Source organism: Pseudoalteromonas sp. APC 3691 (genome assembly GCF_030408135.1).
Classification (GTDB): domain Bacteria; phylum Pseudomonadota; class Gammaproteobacteria; order Enterobacterales; family Alteromonadaceae; genus Pseudoalteromonas.
Genome location: NZ_JASDCB010000005.1, coordinates 83,261 through 99,710, shown reverse-complemented (window position 1 = coordinate 99,710; position 16,450 = coordinate 83,261). Strand labels below are relative to the sequence as shown.

General features: G+C 38.8%; 14 protein-coding genes and 1 pseudogene. 7 read left to right on the top strand and 8 right to left on the bottom strand.

Annotated elements, in window-relative coordinates; genetic code table 11:
* Positions 1-46: 46 nt before the first annotated feature.
* Positions 47-1,000 carry a surface lipoprotein assembly modifier gene (locus QL998_RS03085; protein WP_182749247.1) on the top strand — a complete coding sequence of 318 codons (954 nt, stop codon included), beginning with the start codon at positions 47-49 and terminating at the stop codon, positions 998-1,000.
* Here the strand turns inward: QL998_RS03085 and QL998_RS03080 are convergent.
* Positions 984-2,330 carry a S8 family serine peptidase gene (locus tag QL998_RS03080; RefSeq protein WP_290192135.1) on the bottom strand — a complete coding sequence of 449 codons (1,347 nt, stop codon included), beginning with the start codon at positions 2,328-2,330 and terminating at the stop codon, positions 984-986. The genes QL998_RS03085 and QL998_RS03080 overlap by 17 nt on opposite strands.
* 130 nt (positions 2,331-2,460) lie before the next feature.
* Here QL998_RS03080 and QL998_RS03075 point away from each other — a divergent pair, with 130 nt between their 5' ends.
* The 3 genes from QL998_RS03075 to QL998_RS03065 are packed head-to-tail and all read left to right on the top strand — an operon-like array spanning position 2,461 to position 4,227.
* Positions 2,461-2,952 carry an RNA polymerase sigma factor gene (locus QL998_RS03075; RefSeq protein ID WP_182737156.1) on the top strand — a complete coding sequence of 164 codons (492 nt, stop codon included), beginning with the start codon at positions 2,461-2,463 and terminating at the stop codon, positions 2,950-2,952.
* The gene (locus tag QL998_RS03070; RefSeq protein ID WP_182716184.1) at positions 2,949-3,689 is read left to right on the top strand and encodes a hypothetical protein; all 741 of its coding nucleotides are present in this window, start codon (positions 2,949-2,951) and stop codon (positions 3,687-3,689) included. Before QL998_RS03075 ends, QL998_RS03070 begins: the two co-directional genes overlap by 4 nt.
* A 25-nt stretch (positions 3,690-3,714) precedes the next feature.
* Positions 3,715-4,227, top strand: a complete 513-nt coding sequence (locus QL998_RS03065; protein ID WP_290192134.1) for a hypothetical protein — start codon at positions 3,715-3,717, stop codon at positions 4,225-4,227.
* Positions 4,228-4,244: 17 nt separating this feature from the next.
* Here QL998_RS03065 and QL998_RS03060 read toward each other — a convergent pair whose 3' ends face one another.
* Entirely contained in the window at positions 4,245-5,129 is an 885-nt protein-coding gene (locus tag QL998_RS03060; RefSeq protein ID WP_290192133.1) for a DMT family transporter, read from the bottom strand.
* A gap of 105 nt (positions 5,130-5,234) precedes the next feature.
* Between QL998_RS03060 and QL998_RS03055 the strand changes: the two genes are divergently transcribed.
* A complete protein-coding gene (locus QL998_RS03055; RefSeq protein WP_182724952.1) occupies positions 5,235-5,762 on the top strand; it encodes a sel1 repeat family protein in 528 nt (175 codons plus the stop codon).
* 2 nt (positions 5,763-5,764) lie between these two features.
* Here the strand turns inward: QL998_RS03055 and QL998_RS03050 are convergent, their stop codons facing one another.
* Genes QL998_RS03050 through dinG form a run of 6 tightly spaced genes read right to left on the bottom strand, consistent with a single transcriptional unit; the run spans position 5,765 to position 10,602 of the window.
* The gene (locus tag QL998_RS03050) at positions 5,765-5,917 is read right to left on the bottom strand and encodes a DUF2496 domain-containing protein (protein WP_007584045.1); all 153 of its coding nucleotides are present in this window, start codon (positions 5,915-5,917) and stop codon (positions 5,765-5,767) included.
* A complete protein-coding gene (locus tag QL998_RS03045) occupies positions 5,901-6,182 on the bottom strand; it encodes a late competence development ComFB family protein (protein WP_165725429.1) in 282 nt (93 codons plus the stop codon). The genes QL998_RS03050 and QL998_RS03045 overlap by 17 nt, the downstream gene beginning before the upstream one ends.
* Positions 6,183-6,233: 51 nt before the next feature.
* Positions 6,234-7,127 carry a histone deacetylase gene (locus QL998_RS03040; RefSeq protein ID WP_290192132.1) on the bottom strand — a complete coding sequence of 298 codons (894 nt, stop codon included), beginning with the start codon at positions 7,125-7,127 and terminating at the stop codon, positions 6,234-6,236.
* A 13-nt stretch (positions 7,128-7,140) separates the two neighbouring features.
* Positions 7,141-7,749, bottom strand: coding sequence for a primosomal replication protein (locus QL998_RS03035; protein WP_024599783.1), 609 nt, complete (start codon positions 7,747-7,749; stop codon positions 7,141-7,143).
* A gap of 1 nt (position 7,750) precedes the next feature.
* Entirely contained in the window at positions 7,751-8,527 is a 777-nt protein-coding gene (locus tag QL998_RS03030; protein ID WP_024599782.1) for a TSUP family transporter, read from the bottom strand.
* Complete coding sequence (dinG, locus tag QL998_RS03025) at positions 8,527-10,602, bottom strand: ATP-dependent DNA helicase DinG (protein WP_290192131.1); 2,076 nt, start codon at positions 10,600-10,602, stop codon at positions 8,527-8,529. Before dinG ends, QL998_RS03030 begins: the two co-directional genes overlap by 1 nt.
* A gap of 193 nt (positions 10,603-10,795) precedes the next feature.
* Here dinG and QL998_RS03020 point away from each other — a divergent pair, with 193 nt between their 5' ends.
* Both QL998_RS03020 and QL998_RS03015 read left to right on the top strand, forming a co-directional pair.
* Positions 10,796-13,138, top strand: a complete 2,343-nt coding sequence (locus QL998_RS03020) for a DNA polymerase II (protein WP_290192130.1) — start codon at positions 10,796-10,798, stop codon at positions 13,136-13,138.
* A 225-nt stretch (positions 13,139-13,363) separates the two neighbouring features.
* A pseudogene (locus QL998_RS03015) lies at positions 13,364-16,234 on the top strand (TonB-dependent receptor).
* The last annotated feature ends 216 nt before the right edge of the window (positions 16,235-16,450 follow it).

Below are 16,450 nucleotides of genomic sequence, written 5' to 3'. Positions count from 1 at the left end.
ACAAATGCCGAATAGGGAAACCTATTCGGCCTGTTGGAGAATAAATATGAAAGCAGTTATAACCGCCACATTGTGTGTTTTTAGTGCCCAAGCGGTGCTTGCACAAACCAACCACGTTAAAACACCTGAGCAAAATAAACCCTTTAAAAGTAGCTTTGAGCTAAATGCAGATGCAGAAGTTGGGGTATTAAGTAACTCGGCGCTCTCTGTTCAGGAGCTTGACGATATTTCGTCACAAAGCGACAGTGGCATAAAAACCGCAGCCGGTGTTAATGCAAAATGGCAATTAACCAAAGGCGCCAAATTAACCTCAAGCTATCGGTTTGAACAACAAGACTACGATGAATTTGATCAATACGATTTAGACCTTCATCAATATGGTTTAGATGGCAGCTACAGCTTTAATAGCCATGAGCTAGGGGTTCGTTACGATGGCGCAAAAGCAAATGTAGATGGCGAAACATTTTTACATTTTAATCAAGCTAGTGCTTACTATGGCCACTTTTTAAACCCACATACGTATTTGCGTATGAGCATAAAAACCAAAGCTAAACGTTTTGCTACTGCAAAAGCACGTAATGCCGATGGTGTAGGTGCCGATGTAGCGCTTTATCATTTTATAAATAATGGCCAAACCATGCTAATGGCAACGCTAAGTGCTGATAAAGAAAACGCCGACGACAACCAATACGACTTTAACGGCTACGGCTTTACTACTAAAGTTACGCACAAATTTACGGCCTTTAATGTGGCTAACAAAGTAGGGGCTGGCTGGCGTTATCAAAATAAAGATTACGATGAGCAAACAACGGATGATTTTTTTGAGCAAATACCGTCGCGAGATGAGCACCGAAATGTAGTTAATGCGTTTTATAACCTAGCTGTGTTTGAGCACGTAACACTCATAGCCGAGGCTGAATATGGCGATTATCAATCAAAGCTTAGTAGTAATACCTATACGCAATCGGTTTTATCGGCGTCAGTTAAAGTGCACTTTTAGGTGGGTAAATGGCGCCATAACCAAAGGTGGTGTCTTTGCCTTGCTCGCCTAAATCGACGACCAGCGATGTAAGCTCGTTAAGTGCTTTGGTTTTATTATTCCCATGCTTTAACAATAAACAACTTAATGCCGCGCTTACATGCGGCGCCGCCATTGACGTACCCGACTCCCTCCCAAATTTTCCATTGCCTTGGCTTGTAACAACATTTACACCAAGGGCTGCAAAGTCTATGTAATCGCCTTTATTTGACCATCTATAAATGTGGTTTTTTGAATCAATAGCACTTACCGCTATCACGCTTTTATACGCGCCTGGGTATAACGGCTGCGACGCCGGCCCTTGGTTACCCGCAGCAGCTACAATTAATACGTTTTGTTTTATTGCTGCAGTAATACTTGCTTCTAAAATTGCGTTATTTGGCCCTGTTAGGCTCATATTTATTACGGGGATTTTATTACTAACTAGCCAGTTAAGTGCCTCTACTATGGCAAATAATGTAGCCCCTTGTGCATATTCAGATTGCCTATAAAACACCTCGGCACTGTATAGCTCTGCACTGCTTAAAAGCGGGCTGAGCATTACTCCTTTACCTGTAATTAACCCCGCTATGGCGGTGCCGTGTAAATTTGGCGAGCTTAACCCTTTAGGTAAAAAGCTTTGCGTGGTGATATTTGCGCCTTTAAAAGCGTTGTGTTTGGTATCAATTGCGCTGTCGATCATGCCAATTTTTACGCTTTGTGTGCGGTAAGGAGCAACAGGCTTATTTGGTGTTACTTTTAAGGCAGGCTCGCCTGTTTGCGCTTGGTAAATGTGGTTTCGGTCAAGTATTGCAGACTCATCTAAGTTAAGTGCTTTTAATAACTCACTTTTAGAGTTAACACCTTGGGGTACATTAAAGCGCACTAAGCTCATGTTAAGTGCGTTGTAATTTTTTACCGATACAATGGTTACATTTTGCTGCTTTAGGGTATTAAGTTGTTGGCTATTTGCCATTAATAACCATTGGCGCTCTATTGCTCTAAAGCCGTTTTCAAGCTCTACTTCAACAAATGCGGTGTTTTGGCTATTTATATTAATGTTAAGCACATTGGGTAAGCTGCTAATTGGCTCACTAATTTGCGCTTTTAGTTCATCAATCGATATTTGTGGAACAGGCACAGGAAGCGGCAGGCGCTGTGCTCGCTCTATAGTTTGCTCAATACGCTGCTCTATTGGGTTTAGCTGCCCAAGCACCTGATCGACTCTTACTATGTTGGCTGAACTCGTTGCGCTAAATATACAAAGCGAAGCGGTTATTATGTGTTTAACGCGTGTGTTTTTAATATTCATAGTGGGTTACTCTATTAAATTTATCATACTGGTTAGTTAACGTTTAACACATAGAAATATTTCATTATTTAAATTATTTGGGAATAAATGTTTTTTTGAATCGTCTTCATTATAAAAGGGGTAAAAATTAATGAACGAAACTATAAAAACCTTATTGCCCATACTTAGGCGTTTTGCCTATTCGCTAACGGGTAGTAAAGCAGATGCAGACGATGTAGTGCAAATAACAATTGAAAAACTATTAGTAAAAGGCATTCCGGATGACGTTGAGCCTGCTAAATGGGCATTTAAAATTTGCCGTAATGTGTGGATAGACGAATACCGCTCACGCAAGGTAAGGCAAAATACGGCTCAGGCCGATATTTTACCAGAGCCAATTACAAGCAATGAACACCAAACACTCGAAAATAAACAAATGCTTAAAAATGTAAATACAGCACTTGGGCAATTACCCGAAGAGCAACGCGCCATAGTATCGCTGGTGGCAGTGCAGGGCATGGCTTATAAAGAGGTAGCACATACACTCGATATACCTATAGGCAGTGTAATGAGTAAATTATCGCGCGCACGCAGTACACTTTATAATTTAATAAAACCCGACTTTAAAAAGGAGCAAGTATGAACATTAACGACGAAACACTTAGCGCCTTTTTAGACTCAGAACTAAGCGAGCACGAAATGGAGCAAGTGCGTAAAGCCCTTGAAACCGATGATGAGCTAGTAATGCGACTTGCAGAGCTAAGCGAAGTAGACATGCGAGTAAAAGAGCACGCAGCAAGTATTGACGACGCACCACTTAGTGACTCATTAGCTAAAACGGTTGTAAAGCTTGATACAGCAACGACAAAAAACACGTTAAACAGTAATGTAGTAACCTTAACGCCTTGGCAAAAGGTTAAGCAATCGGCTAATAAAAGTTTAGCAATAGCTGCAAGCGTTGCCGTGGTATTTGGTGTTGCAATGACGAGCTATTTACAACCCAATGAGTCGCAAAATTTAGTAGCCAGTAACATAGCCACAGCACTTAATACACAGCTAAGTAGTGGTGAGTATAAGCAAAGTGATGGCTCACTATTTAGTGCACAGCTTAGTTTTAAAAATCAGCAAGGTGAGCTTTGTAGGCAGTATGCACTAAGCTCAAATAATACAATGCAAACAAGCATTGCTTGTAAAACGCAAAGCGGTTGGCAAATTAAAGCGCAAACAGCCGTGCAGCAAAGTAACAGTGGCGCGCAATATCAAACGGCGTCTAATAACAGTGAGTTAGATGCTGTTATAGATAGCATGATCAGCGGCGCACCACTCGATAGAGCGCAAGAGCAGCAAGCAATTAGCGCAAAGTGGCAGTTAAACAAATAATAATGTGTATAAAACGAGGTGAACTATGAAAACATCTATTTTAATTATCAGTATTTTACTTATGGCGGGCTGTGCATCTAAACCTGATTATCGCGCCGCAAATAATGGCTCACAAGGTTACAGCGAGCAAAAAATTAGCGACGATCAATACCGAGTAGAGTTTAAAAGCGTATCAAATAATGTAGCCGATGCCGGTGACTATGCATTATTACGCGCGGCTGAGCTTACCCAAGCACAAGGCTACGATTGGTTTGTTGTAACCAACAAAGAAACCTTTGTTGAGTCTAAATCGCAAGCTCCCGCGTCATCTATTAGTGCATCACAAAGCCAGCAATATGAGCGAAGCTGTGGTTTATTAACTTGCGAAACACGCGCACGCCCAACAAGCAGTGTAGGCGTGCAGGTGAGCAACAATGATAAACGCAAAGAAGTACACACCCTGATTGATATTAAAATGGGTAAAGGCATTAAACCCAGCGACAATAGCTATAGCGCACAAGACTTAATTGAAAACTTAAGCAAAAAAGCACAAAAGTAAGCGCTTTGTAAAAGCACTTAGCGTGTTTTAGCTAGGTGCTTTTTTCGCGGTAAAAATCCAGTAACCAGCATAGTGCCCACAATAACAAATAAAGCGCCTAGTAACGTGTTTGGCCCAATTTGCTCGTCTAAAATTAAATGTCCCCAAAAAATGCCAAATAGCGGAATTAAAAACGTGACCGTTAAAGCTGAGGTTGGGCCTATATCTTCAATAAGTTTAAAAAATAAAATATAAGCAAGCGCTGTACACACTACGCCAAGGGCTAAAACGCCAAGCATAACGTTGGTGGTTGGTACTTCACGCATTGGCATAAAAAGTATAAGGGGCAGTACCATAAAACTTGCTGCCCACATTGAGCCGTGTGCGTTATCAAACGGTGCAAGCTTTGGCGCATTTTTTGTGTAATGGGATGCAATGGCATAACAAAATGAAGCGCTTAGCGCTGCTACAATAGCAATAAGTGACTGAGTATTTAGTATAAGATGGTTTTGCCCAACTAAAATTGCCACACCTACTAAACCCAACAGCAAGCCTAAAACCATACTCTTAGTTGGCTTGGTTTTACTCCAGGTAATACCCACAACTGCGCCCCAAATAGGCGTTGTAGAATTTAAAATAGATAACGTAGATGCGCTGATAGTTTGCGCGGCATAAGCAAAAAGTAAAAAAGGCAGGGCGGAGTTAAGAGCGCCAATTATAAAAAAGTGCTTTTTGTGTTTAGTAAACGCCAAGCGACGTTTTAAATACAAAGCAACAATAAATAAAGTAACTGCAGCAAAGCCTACTCTAAGCTCAATTAATACCGCAGGCCCCAAGCTGTTAGCTGCCATTCGCATAAATAAAAATGATGCGCCCCAAATAGCGGCCAGAAAAAATAATCGCAGTAAGCTTGCTAAGGTCATGATAGTATTTTAATTATGCTGATTGGCTTTTAGAATAGCAGGGTTTATAAACACTGTAAGCCATATTCAGAGCCGGCATATAAAAATAATAAATTAAGGATAAGAATGAAAAAGTTCTCAGTAGCTGCAGCTTCTATGGTATTTATCACTTTGTTGGGTGGATGTAATTCAAGCCCAATCAACCTTTACAGTGATACCACCATGAAAAAGAATGAATACAATGGTATTAAAGCGTATCGAAAAGGACAGTTTGAGGCCGCTTTCAATTATTTAAAAGAGCCTGCTGGGCTAGGCTATAAAAGCGCACAATACACGTTGGCGTTTATGTTTTTGAAAGGCCAATACTTGGAGCAATCTACTAAACTAGGGATGGGCTGGCTAGGCGTTGCAAAAGAAGCGGGGGTTGAAAATTGGACTGCGCAATACGATGCATTTTATAGTGCAGCGAGTACACAGCAAAAACAACTAATAGATGAAACAGTTGCGTTGTATATAACGCAATTTGGCGTTAAAGCACAAAATATGACCTGTCGTCGTTCAACTTCGCCTAGGCGCACATTTGGTGAAGTTAAAATTGATTGCACTAAGCACGAAGGTATCGTTACCGAGTACGACATACAAATAATAGAATAGAGTTATGGCTTTTCTAGCTTTTTTTCAAAGTCGCTTTTAACAATATCGAGTGCTTTTAAGACCTCTTCTGGAGCAACATCGTGTTGCTCTAGTATCATAATTAAATCTACTGCAAGTTTAATATGTGTAGGGGCTTGATCAAGTGGGCTTGTCATTTAACTCTTTCTTTTTTGATATTTGACTAATGGCGACATTTATTGCTGTTTGCACACGCTGTTCCATATGTATGCGTTCTGATTGCGGTAAATAAAACGCCATATCTACATCGTAGCGAATATATCGTGGCGGGAGCTGATTTAGTACCGTACAACAAAAGTCAGCCATTACATCTTCACCATATTTTTCATCAAGTTTAAGTTTGATGATTTCTTCAACTACAATCTTTTCGTAATAGTTGTGTATATCTTCGTGTAATCGCATATTCCCACCGCTTTAAAATAATCCGTTTAACTGAGTCTATACTAAGGCTTACTATAAATCGATAGCGGCTTTAAATAGTTGTTTATGAACATTAATTAGTGAACTCAAATTACGCTGATAACCGCCACCTAAAGCGCACATTAGTGGGATTTGATGTTGCTTACAGAAGTTGAGAACAAACAAGTCGCGCTCATATACGCCATTGAGAGATATATTAAACAAGCCTAACTCGTCTTTAGTGTAAATATCAGCGCCTGCATTATACAAAATAATATCAGGGTTATGTATGCGCACGCAAAAATCGAGAGCTTGCCTTAATGTAACAAGGTACTCATCGTCGGTTGTTTTAGCGGGCAATGCAAAATCGTAAGTAGACTCTTGTTTATTACGCGGGAAATTTTGATCACAATGAATTGAGCAGGTAATAATTTGATTATAGTTTTGAGTGATTTTCGCTGTGCCATCGCCTTGGTGTACGTCGCAATCAAAAATTAAAACAGTGTCGGCTTGCTCTGTATTTATTAAATGTGCTGCTGCAATAGCTAAATCATTAAAAATGCAAAAGCCACTGCCAAAATCGCTATAGGCATGATGATAACCACCGCTTAAATTGAAGGTTAGATCGTGACTAAAAGCCGCTTCAGCAGCTTGAATACTCCCGCCAATTGATAAAAGAGTACGCTCTACAAGTTGTTGCGAATAGGGAAATCCCACCTTTTTAATTGCTTTATCGCTTAGCGTTCCATTTAAAAAATCATCTATATAACGTTGGCTGTGACATAGCGCAAGTTGAGATGCGGTTGCTTTTTTAGGATCTTTAAAGTGAATAGCCGAAACACCTAGATTTTCTATTTCGGTTTTAAGTAACTTATACTTTTGAATAGGGAATCGATGACGTTCTGGGAGTATAAGGTCTGAATACAATGGATGATAATAAAGCTGCATAGTAAAGTGCGCCTTAACGCAGCTGCTGTTTTTCTACTTGTTGTATTTTGTCTTCGGTGGCAGAAATTGCTTTTCTGCAGCGACCTAATCGAGCGTGTGTGCTTAATATTTCAAGGTTAAGTTTTTGTGCTTTAGCTGGCGAGGCTTTATCCATTTGCATCTTACGTTCTTCAATCATGAGTACTAAACGGCGTTCAAACTCATGGTTTTGTTTTAATTCGTCGTAAAGCTCATGCGATGATTGCATTATTTTTTGTACAGCGTGCTTATAAACAGTTTGCTTAGGGCGAGGTTTATAATGGCTTTTGTTTTCTTTAATCCAAATAGGCGTTGATTTAATAACATTGAATACAGCTTGTACCTGAGCTCCTATACGTTCAAGCGCGTAGGTATAAGCATGGCGATGCTCACTTGGCGGTAATCGTGACACTTCGTCTTCTATTTCTATTACGTAATCGACTAGGTTCATGCTTTTTGTACTAAAAACGGCGCGGTCAAACAAGCTAGGTTGTGCTTGCATGTAACGATTTTTAGAAAAAAGTTTAGCTTTATCAAATTGCTCAGCTTGTTGTTTTAGCGTTGCAACTTGTTGGCGTAGTTTATCTAAAGCTGTAGGGTGCATATTAAAAGTAAGCCTCATAAATTAGCTTTAATGCTAAAAGTATAACCATAGTATTAAATACAGGGCGAATAAATTTGCTACCAAACCGTATTGCTGAATGCGCTCCAATCCATGCACCAAGCATAATAAAAAAGCCCATAGTAATGCCAAGTAAAAAGTTTACATGTCCGAGTGCTACAAAGGTAATTAAAGATATAAAGTTAGAAACAAAGTTCATTGAACGCGCTAAACCACAATTGAGTAGCAAGTTCATTTTATAAAGCATGCCATTAGAAGCAGTCCAAAAAGTACCCGTACCTGGGCCTGCTAAACCATCAAAAAAGCCTAATGCTAAACCCTGTAGCCATTGTTTTATTTTCATCGCTTTGTTTAGTTTAGGCAGTTCATCGCCTTCTGTGGTACTTAAATTCCCAAATAAGCTATAGGCGGCAACTAAAATAATAATAATGGGTAGTAGTTTGTTTAAAAAATCGATACTTAAATGATCAACAATAACAGTACCTATCAATGCACCTATTGCAGTAGCTATGATGGAGGCTGCCCAAAATTTCGGGCTAAATAAATTCTTTTTATAGTACGTATAACTAGCTGTTAAGGAGCCAAAACTAGCCGCGAGTTTATTGGTGCCTAATGTTAAATGTGGAGGTAAGCCTGCAGTTAATAAAGCGGGCACAGTTAACATACCACCGCCACCGGCGATAGCGTCTATAAAACCTGCGGCAAGTGCTACAGCACATAAAACAGCCCAGGTTGTTGGATCGAGTGCGAGTTCAAACATTAATAATCTATTTGTCTTTTAAAAGGTGGTAGGGTGTCGAGCATGGCTTTACCGTATCGCTTAGTAACTAAGCGTCTATCGAGAATAGTAATACAGCCTTCATCACTCTCTTTTCGCAGCAGTCTACCACAGCTTTGCACCAATTTCTTTGCGGCGTCTGGTACGGTAATCGTTAAAAACGGGTTGCCACCTTTGCTTTGTACAAACTCTGCTTGCGCTTCTTCTATTGGCGAAGTAGGTACCGCAAACGGAATTTTAGTAATTATTAAGTTCTCTAAATATTTCCCAGGCAAATCAAGACCTTCCGAAAGGCTTTGTGTTCCAAATAAAATACTGCCTTTGCCTTCGTCTACATTTTTAGTGTGTAATTTAAGCAATGCTTCTCGCGACATTTCACCTTGTACTAATAAGTTAAAACCTTTTGTTCTAAGAAACTTTGTTACGTGGTCCATTTGCCAGTAAGAAGCGAACAATACTAGGTTCGCTTTTTTATCATCTATGTACTCTGGTAATGTTTTAGCTAAGTGGTCACTAAAGTCTTTATCAGTAGGTTCTACTTTTGATACCGGAATACGTAAAGTGGCTTGTTTGGGGTAATCAAATGGAGAAGGTACTTTAATAAATTTAACGCCTTCTTCTTTAGCAAGTCCTGTTTCGTAGGCAAAGTGATCAAACGAACCCAACGCGCTTAATGTGGCCGAACATAAAACAGCGCCTGCGCATTCTCTCCACAATTTATCTTTTAGGTAGTAACCTACTTCGATAGGGCAGTCGCTTAATAGGTGATCGTGATGGCTTTTGTATTCAAGGCGTTTTATCCATCTTGCATGGGGAGCTCCTTCCCCTTTTTTAGCGTAACTAAACCACAGTTTATTTAATTGCTCTAATCGGTTTATGTATTGTCCGCTTTCGCCCAATATGGGGTCGGCAACATAAGGTTTTATATCGCCATCGCTAACATCTTGGGTAAGGGTGTCGTGCATTTTGTTTAAACAGCGCAGCGCATCTTGCGTGGCTTCGCTTATATCTTTAGCTTTACTGTGCAATGATTCTGGGATTTCACCGTGCTCAAAGCGATAAGTATCGTCTTTTGAGTATTCAAAGTCGGCATTATCAAGAATATCGCGAACTACTTTTAAATCTTTATTCGCATCGTTAATACTGTCGCAAAGTTTAAAGTTTTGACCAATGGCTCTTTGCCCTACTAAAACCTTCGCCATTTTCCCGCTAAACTTGGTGAGCTTATCAAGCCATTCTATTGTGCCTTTAATCGTTGCTGCAGCCGATGAGAAATCGCGTGTTATATGTGCTAAATGATGCGCTTCATCAATTACATAAATGGTGTTGTCGGGCTCTGGTAAAATTTTACCACCGCCTAAGTCTAAATCGGCAAGTAGTAATGAGTGATTAATTACTAGTACGTCCATTTGCATTAATTGATTACGAGCAAGCTGAAACGGACACGTTTGATGCGCCTTCATTTGGCGCTGGCATGAATGTTTATCGCAGGCTATTAAGCTCCACACTCTATCGGGTACAGTATCGGCCCAGCTGTCTCTATCGCCTTGCCATTTTTTATTAACATAGGCGTTATATAGATCATTCAAACACTTGGTTTCCATTGTGCTCAGTGGTGAAGTAAGCGTTGGCATAAAGTCCATTTGTGTTTGGCTATCGCCGTTTACAGCATTATGTAGTTTGTGGGCACAAATATAACGATGGCGACCTTTTACCAAATCAAATTTAAAGTCGAGACCTGAATGCTTTTTAAAAAATGGCAGTTCTTTTGCTATTAATTGTTCTTGCAATGCAACGGTTGCGGTAGAAATAACTAGCTTCTTTTTTTGCGCTAAGGCAAGCGGTAATGCGCCTAAACAATAGGCAAGAGACTTTCCTGTACCGGTGCCAGCTTCAATTACGCATATGCGCTGCTTTTTATGGTATTCGCCTGCAAGGGTTTTTGCTATTTCAGCTACAAGGTAGTTTTGACTGCTACGAGGGCGATAATCGTTTAGGTTACTAGCCACATGCTGGTGTACTTGCCTAATTGTTTTTTTTAGTGAGTCAGAAAGCATGGGATGATTTACCTAAAGTATGTATATAATTACAGTGCTATGGATTTTAGAGTTATAAGGGTGTAACTACAAGAAGTGATGAGATTAATTTAGCAAATAAAGTATCTGAGTGTTTATTTAGGTTGAATGTATGGCTTTAAAGCATTTTGAATTAAGTAAAAACTTACATATATATGTATAAGGTTTAGTAATAATGTACTTAACAGCTGGTTTTATTGTTTCTTCTCATGCTTATGATACTGCTAACGGCATCTGCTACGAAGCGTGGTTTTGTAGTGATAAAGGGCCTATAAAAACGGTGTCGACTAACGAAAATGCGCTGTTTTTTATCAAAAGTAAAGATGCTGAAATAGCGAATGAAATATTAGCAGCTGAGTCATTTATCTTTAATATTAAAAGTCTTGAGTTAAAAAGCTTTCAGCAAGAAGATATGTCGGCCTGTTACTTCAAGTCACTTAAACACTTTTATTGTGCTACTAAAGCTTTAAAGCAGCGTGGAGTTGTATTATTTGAAGAAGATATTCGACCAATAGAGCGCTACCTAATGGAGCGCTTTATAAAAGGAGGTGCTTGGATAACGGGTAATGTATTTAAGCAAGATAGCTATACATTAATAACCAACGCTAAATTAAAAGCGAATGATGAGTATTCCCCAGCTCTTAATAAACTCTCGTTAGACATTGAATGTAACGAAAGTGGCGTTTTGTTTTCTGTTGGACTTGTGGGCTGTAATTTAGACTGTGTTTTAATGATTGGCGAGCCAGATAGAGAAGCCGCAAACCTAGAGTTTGATATTATTTGGTGTGTAGATGAGGCTGAGCTGCTTAAGGGGGTAGAGCATTTTATTAAGCTTAGCGATCCCGATGTAATAATTGGCTGGAATGTAATTGAGTTCGATTTTTCGGTTATTCATGAAAGAGCTGAGGCATTAGGCATTAAGTTATTACTGGGTAGGGGAGATCAACCTTTATATGTTCGTAAAGGACACTTTACTCGAGTATCGATCCCTGGGCGATGTGTGGTTGATGGAATAGACACTTTAAAAAATGGTACATATAGCTTTGAGAGTTTTTCTCTAGCTAATGTTTCAAATCAAGTGCTGGGTGAGTCTAAATTAATTGACACGGCTAATAGTTTGCAGGAAATTATTAGGCAATTTAACGAAGATAAACTTTCTTTAGCAAAATATAATCGACAAGATTGTATTTTGGTAAATAAAATTTTTGATAAATTAAAGCTACTCGATTTTTCTATTATAAGAACAAAGCTTACGGGGTTAGAGCTTGAAAAAAAGGGCGGCTCTGTCGCTGCTTTTATTAATATGTATTTACCATTACTGCATCGCAGTGGCTATGTTGCCCCAAATATGGGCGATCATGGACTTACATTTGAAAGCCCTGGTGGTTATGTAATGGAGTCTATTCCTGGCCTTTATAAAAATGTCATTGTTTTAGACTTTAAAAGCCTGTACCCCAGTATTATGCAAACTTTTTACATTGATCCACTTGGACTAATAGAAGGTTTAAAAAATCCAAACCAAAGTGTTCAGGGTTTTAACGAAGCCGTATTCTCGCGAGAGAAGCATCACCTCCCTCTACTTATCAAAAGCCTGGCATCTCAAAGGCAGCTTGCCAAAGATAATCAAGATCAAATGCTTTCTCAAGCAATTAAAATAATAATGAATAGCTTATATGGTGTTTTAGGCTCAAAAGGCTGTCGGTTTTACGATCCCAGGTTATCGAGCTCTATTACGTTAAGAGGGCACGAAATTATGCTACAAACTAAAAGATGGATAGAAGATCTTGGTTATAGCGTTATTTATGGTGATACCGATTCTACGTTTATTAAGTTGGATGATGAGCTAACACCAGATGAGTGTAATGAAATTGGTGTGTTTTTAGCTAAAAAGATAACTACAGATTGGATTGACGAGATGAAACAAACGCACAACTTAAAAAGTCATTTAGAAATAGAATTTGAATCTCTTTATAGCCCTTTCTTTTTACCAACAATAAGAGGGAAGTTAGTTGGCTCTAAAAAGCGCTACGTAGGTAAATTAATTAAACCAAACGAATCAAAACTAGTATTTAAAGGATTAGAAACGGTAAGAAGTGATTGGACTAAACTTGCTCAACAATTTCAGTTCGATTTATTTACTAGTCTTTTTGATGGAAATTTAAACATAAATGACCTTGTAAAAGACTATACAACAAAGCTATTTAAAGGTGAGTTTGATGATTTACTCATATTTAAAAAGAGATTAGGTCAAAACTTAATCGATTATAAGAAAAATATCCCCCCTCATGTTCAAGCAGTTAAAAAACACCAGAAAAAAAATAGCGAATTTACAGTTAATAGAGGTGAATTTGTTACATTCGTTTACACCACTCGCGGAGTTGAGCTGTATCAAGGCTTTCATAGGTATGACTATGCAACTTATTTAGAAAAGCAGATTGTACCGCTAATTGAAATGGTTGATCTTATTTCGAACTACAATGTTTATTTTGGGTTAAATTATCAGGGTGGACTTTTTTAATAATACCCAAAATAGTAACGCTGTGGTGTTTTTATCTTCTAAATCTTCTAAATCTTCTTAAACTTCCTTTTTATTGCGTTATTTATTCTTTTCTGCAAAGTGTTGTTAACTTTTGTTGGCCTTTTAATGTTTTGTTTATTATTTGCCTTAGTTTCCGTTAAAAATATGTAACAATAAAATAAATAATAGTTGCTTCTATAAAGTTGTAACACCAGGGAGAATCAAATGTTAAATAATCAAGTTTCAAAGGCAGTTCGCTTAGCGATTGCATTTGGTGCAGTATCTACTGCTGCATTTTCGGCAAGCTCGTTTGCTGCAGAAGAAGATAGCGTAGAAAAAGTAGAACGAATTGAAGTTACTGGTTCACGTATTAAACGTACAGATTTAGAAGGTGCTTCGCCAGTAAACATAATTACAGCAGAAGAAATCAAGCTAAGTGGTTTTACTCGTGTTGAAGATGTTTTAAACCAACTTCCACAAATAGAAGCCGCTCAAAGCTCATTCTTAGCTAATGGCGCAACAGGTACTGCAACTGTTGATTTACGTGGTTTAGGCTCAAACAGAACTCTAGTGTTAATAAATGGTCGCAGAATGCAGGCTGGTAGTATTACCTCTCAAGTTGCTGACATTAACCAAATTCCAGCCTCTTTAATCAAACGCGTTGATGTACTAACAGGTGGCGCAGCTGCAGTATACGGTGCAGATGCCGTTGCTGGTGTTGTTAACTTTGTTATGGATGATGAGTTTGATGGTATTTCACTAAATGTGGGCTCATCAGGCTTTCAGCACAACAACGATAACAAGTACATGCAAGGTTTGATGGATGACAAAGGTTATGACTACGATACAGGTAATACTGGAATCGATGGTAAAGCTTATAGCATCGATTTTACTGTTGGTGGTGGATTTGATGGTGGTAAAGGTCATGCCGTAGGTTATGTTACTTATAACCGTCAAAACGAATTAGTACAAGGTACTCGAGACTATTCATCGTGTGCTTTAGGTGGCAATGGCCAGTCATGTAGTGGTTCTGCTACTACTCCAAATCCTCATTTTGATATTTACCCGGTTGTAGACGGTGAAGTTGATTACGATCAGAATCTTTTTGGTTATTTGAACCCAAATGGCCAAGGTTTTATGGAAGATGATGGCTACCGTTATAACTTTGCACCGGTAAACCATTTTTTACGTCCAAATGAGCGCTTTACGTTTGGTACATTTATTGATTATGAAATAAATGAACACTTTAGACCATATTTAGAATTTTCATTTATGCACAACAGAACAGCAGGCCAAATCGCTGAATCTGGTACTTTTTATAACGAAGAAATTCTATTCGATTATAACAACCCGTTATTATCTGATCTTCAAAAAGAACAACTACAAACGTTATTTGGCCAAGGCAGCGATGATCAATTCGTTGCATACATTGGTAAACGTAACGTTGAAGGTGGTCCGCGAGAGGATAACCTTGAGCATACGTCATACAGAATATTGACAGGTATGGAAGGTGAGATTAACGATAGCTGGTCTTACGATATTAGCTATAACTACTCTGCAACAACGTCAAGCTCAGTTTATAAAAATGACTTACTTTCGCCAAAAATTGCTCCACGCGTTGGCGCTGTAGGTACAGAGTGTGATACTGAAGATGGTTGTTTGTTATATAACGTATTTGAATTAGATGGTGTTACCGCAGAGCAAGCTGCACAATTAGCTGGTGTTGGAACACAAACCGGTTTAGTAACACAGATTATTTACAGTGGTTACGTTACCGGTGAACTTGATTGGAGCCTACCTTCTGCATCAGCTCCTATCGCTGCAGTATTCGGTTTTGAACGTCGTGAGCAAGATTACGAACGTGTTTCAGATACGGTATACGAAGAAGGTCAACTGTTAGGTCAAGGTGGTCCATCTCCAAGTTTGTACGGTGCTATTGATGTAAATGAAGTTTATGGTGAATTGCAAATTCCTGTACTTGACGAGTTAAATGTATCAGCCGCTGCTCGCTGGTCTGATTATTCAACAACAGGTTCAGACACTACATACTCAATTGGTACAGATTATACGATTGCAGATGCATATAAACTAAGAGCAAGTTATGCAAAAGTTGTACGTGCACCAAATGTTGGTGAGTTATTTTCTGCACAAAGCATTAGCTTGTGGAGTGGTGATGACCCTTGTGCTGGTGATCCAAATGCAGCTGCTGTAGGTGACCGTCCAACTTATTCTGCTAGCCAATGTGCTAATACAGGTGTAAGTGCTTCATAGTACGGCGGTATTGGTGAGTCTCCAGCTGGTCAATATAATCAGTTCGCTGGTGGTAATCAGTTACTTGAGCCAGAAGAAGGCGATACAATCACAATCGGTTTAGTTGCAAATCCATTAGATGGATTTAACTTCTCAATTGATTATTTCAAAATTGAAATTGAAAAAGTAATTGGTGTTGTAGGTGCAGAAAGAATTATTAACAACTGTGCTGAAACAGGCGATGCATTCTTCTGTGACAATGTTACTCGTAGCCCATCTGGCAGCTTATGGTTAGGCCAAGCTGGTTTCGTTACAAACTTGAGCGATAACATTGGTGGTCAAACATGGGAAGGTGTTGACTTTACAGCAGCTTACAAAATGGACCTAGAAGAAGGTGCGTTAAACTTTGATATTAATGGTTACTACAGCATTCAAAAAGAAGTTGAACCTATTTTAGGTGATGCGGAATTAGCTTACGATTGTTCAGGCACTATTAGTACAGACTGTTTTGCATCTCCAAAATGGCGTCACACGGCTAATGTAAATTACCTACGCGATGATTGGCGTGTTGGTGTTAAATGGCGTTATTACGGATCTGTAGATTATGAAGGAACTGCAGATACGTTATTAATTGATGATGGCGGTATTGAAGCATATAACTTTATTGATGTTTCAGGTAGCTACTCATATAACGAGCATTTAACCTTTACTGGCGGTATGAATAATATCTTCGATAAAGAGCCACCGTTAGTTGGTAATACTGTAGCTTCTAATGCAAACACTGTAGCTGGTTTTTATGACACGCTAGGTCGTTTTGTTCATGTAAGCTTTAACTTGAAATTCTAATATTAGAAATTTAATTAAAAGGCCCATAGTCACGTGACTACGGGCCTTTTTGTATTTAACACATTGCTTTAATAAGTGTTTTTAAATTAGACACTAATATGAATTTTTATACTTCTAGCTATCGTGAATTTTAAGTGTGATGTTTACTTTTTAAATTTAACCTCCCCCGATTCAAACCTTGCCCCACTCTAAAAGATACACATTTACTTTTGTAAC

Excerpts from the sequence above, each read along its gene's own strand:
- QL998_RS03085 (WP_182749247.1), top strand. The coding sequence starts at position 47 with ATGAAAGCAGTTATAACCGCCACATTGTGTGTTTTTAGTGCCCAAGCG.
- QL998_RS03080 (WP_290192135.1), bottom strand. The coding sequence starts at position 2,330 with ATGAATATTAAAAACACACGCGTTAAACACATAATAACCGCTTCGCTT.
- QL998_RS03075 (WP_182737156.1), top strand. The coding sequence starts at position 2,461 with ATGAACGAAACTATAAAAACCTTATTGCCCATACTTAGGCGTTTTGCC.
- QL998_RS03070 (WP_182716184.1), top strand. The coding sequence starts at position 2,949 with ATGAACATTAACGACGAAACACTTAGCGCCTTTTTAGACTCAGAACTA.
- QL998_RS03065 (WP_290192134.1), top strand. The coding sequence starts at position 3,715 with ATGAAAACATCTATTTTAATTATCAGTATTTTACTTATGGCGGGCTGT.
- QL998_RS03060 (WP_290192133.1), bottom strand. The coding sequence starts at position 5,129 with ATGACCTTAGCAAGCTTACTGCGATTATTTTTTCTGGCCGCTATTTGG.
- QL998_RS03055 (WP_182724952.1), top strand. The coding sequence starts at position 5,235 with ATGAAAAAGTTCTCAGTAGCTGCAGCTTCTATGGTATTTATCACTTTG.
- QL998_RS03050 (WP_007584045.1), bottom strand. The coding sequence starts at position 5,917 with ATGACAAGCCCACTTGATCAAGCCCCTACACATATTAAACTTGCAGTA.
- QL998_RS03045 (WP_165725429.1), bottom strand. The coding sequence starts at position 6,182 with ATGCGATTACACGAAGATATACACAACTATTACGAAAAGATTGTAGTT.
- QL998_RS03040 (WP_290192132.1), bottom strand. The coding sequence starts at position 7,127 with ATGCAGCTTTATTATCATCCATTGTATTCAGACCTTATACTCCCAGAA.
- QL998_RS03035 (WP_024599783.1), bottom strand. The coding sequence starts at position 7,749 with ATGCACCCTACAGCTTTAGATAAACTACGCCAACAAGTTGCAACGCTA.
- QL998_RS03030 (WP_024599782.1), bottom strand. The coding sequence starts at position 8,527 with ATGTTTGAACTCGCACTCGATCCAACAACCTGGGCTGTTTTATGTGCT.
- dinG (WP_290192131.1), bottom strand. The coding sequence starts at position 10,602 with ATGCTTTCTGACTCACTAAAAAAAACAATTAGGCAAGTACACCAGCAT.
- QL998_RS03020 (WP_290192130.1), top strand. The coding sequence starts at position 10,796 with ATGTACTTAACAGCTGGTTTTATTGTTTCTTCTCATGCTTATGATACT.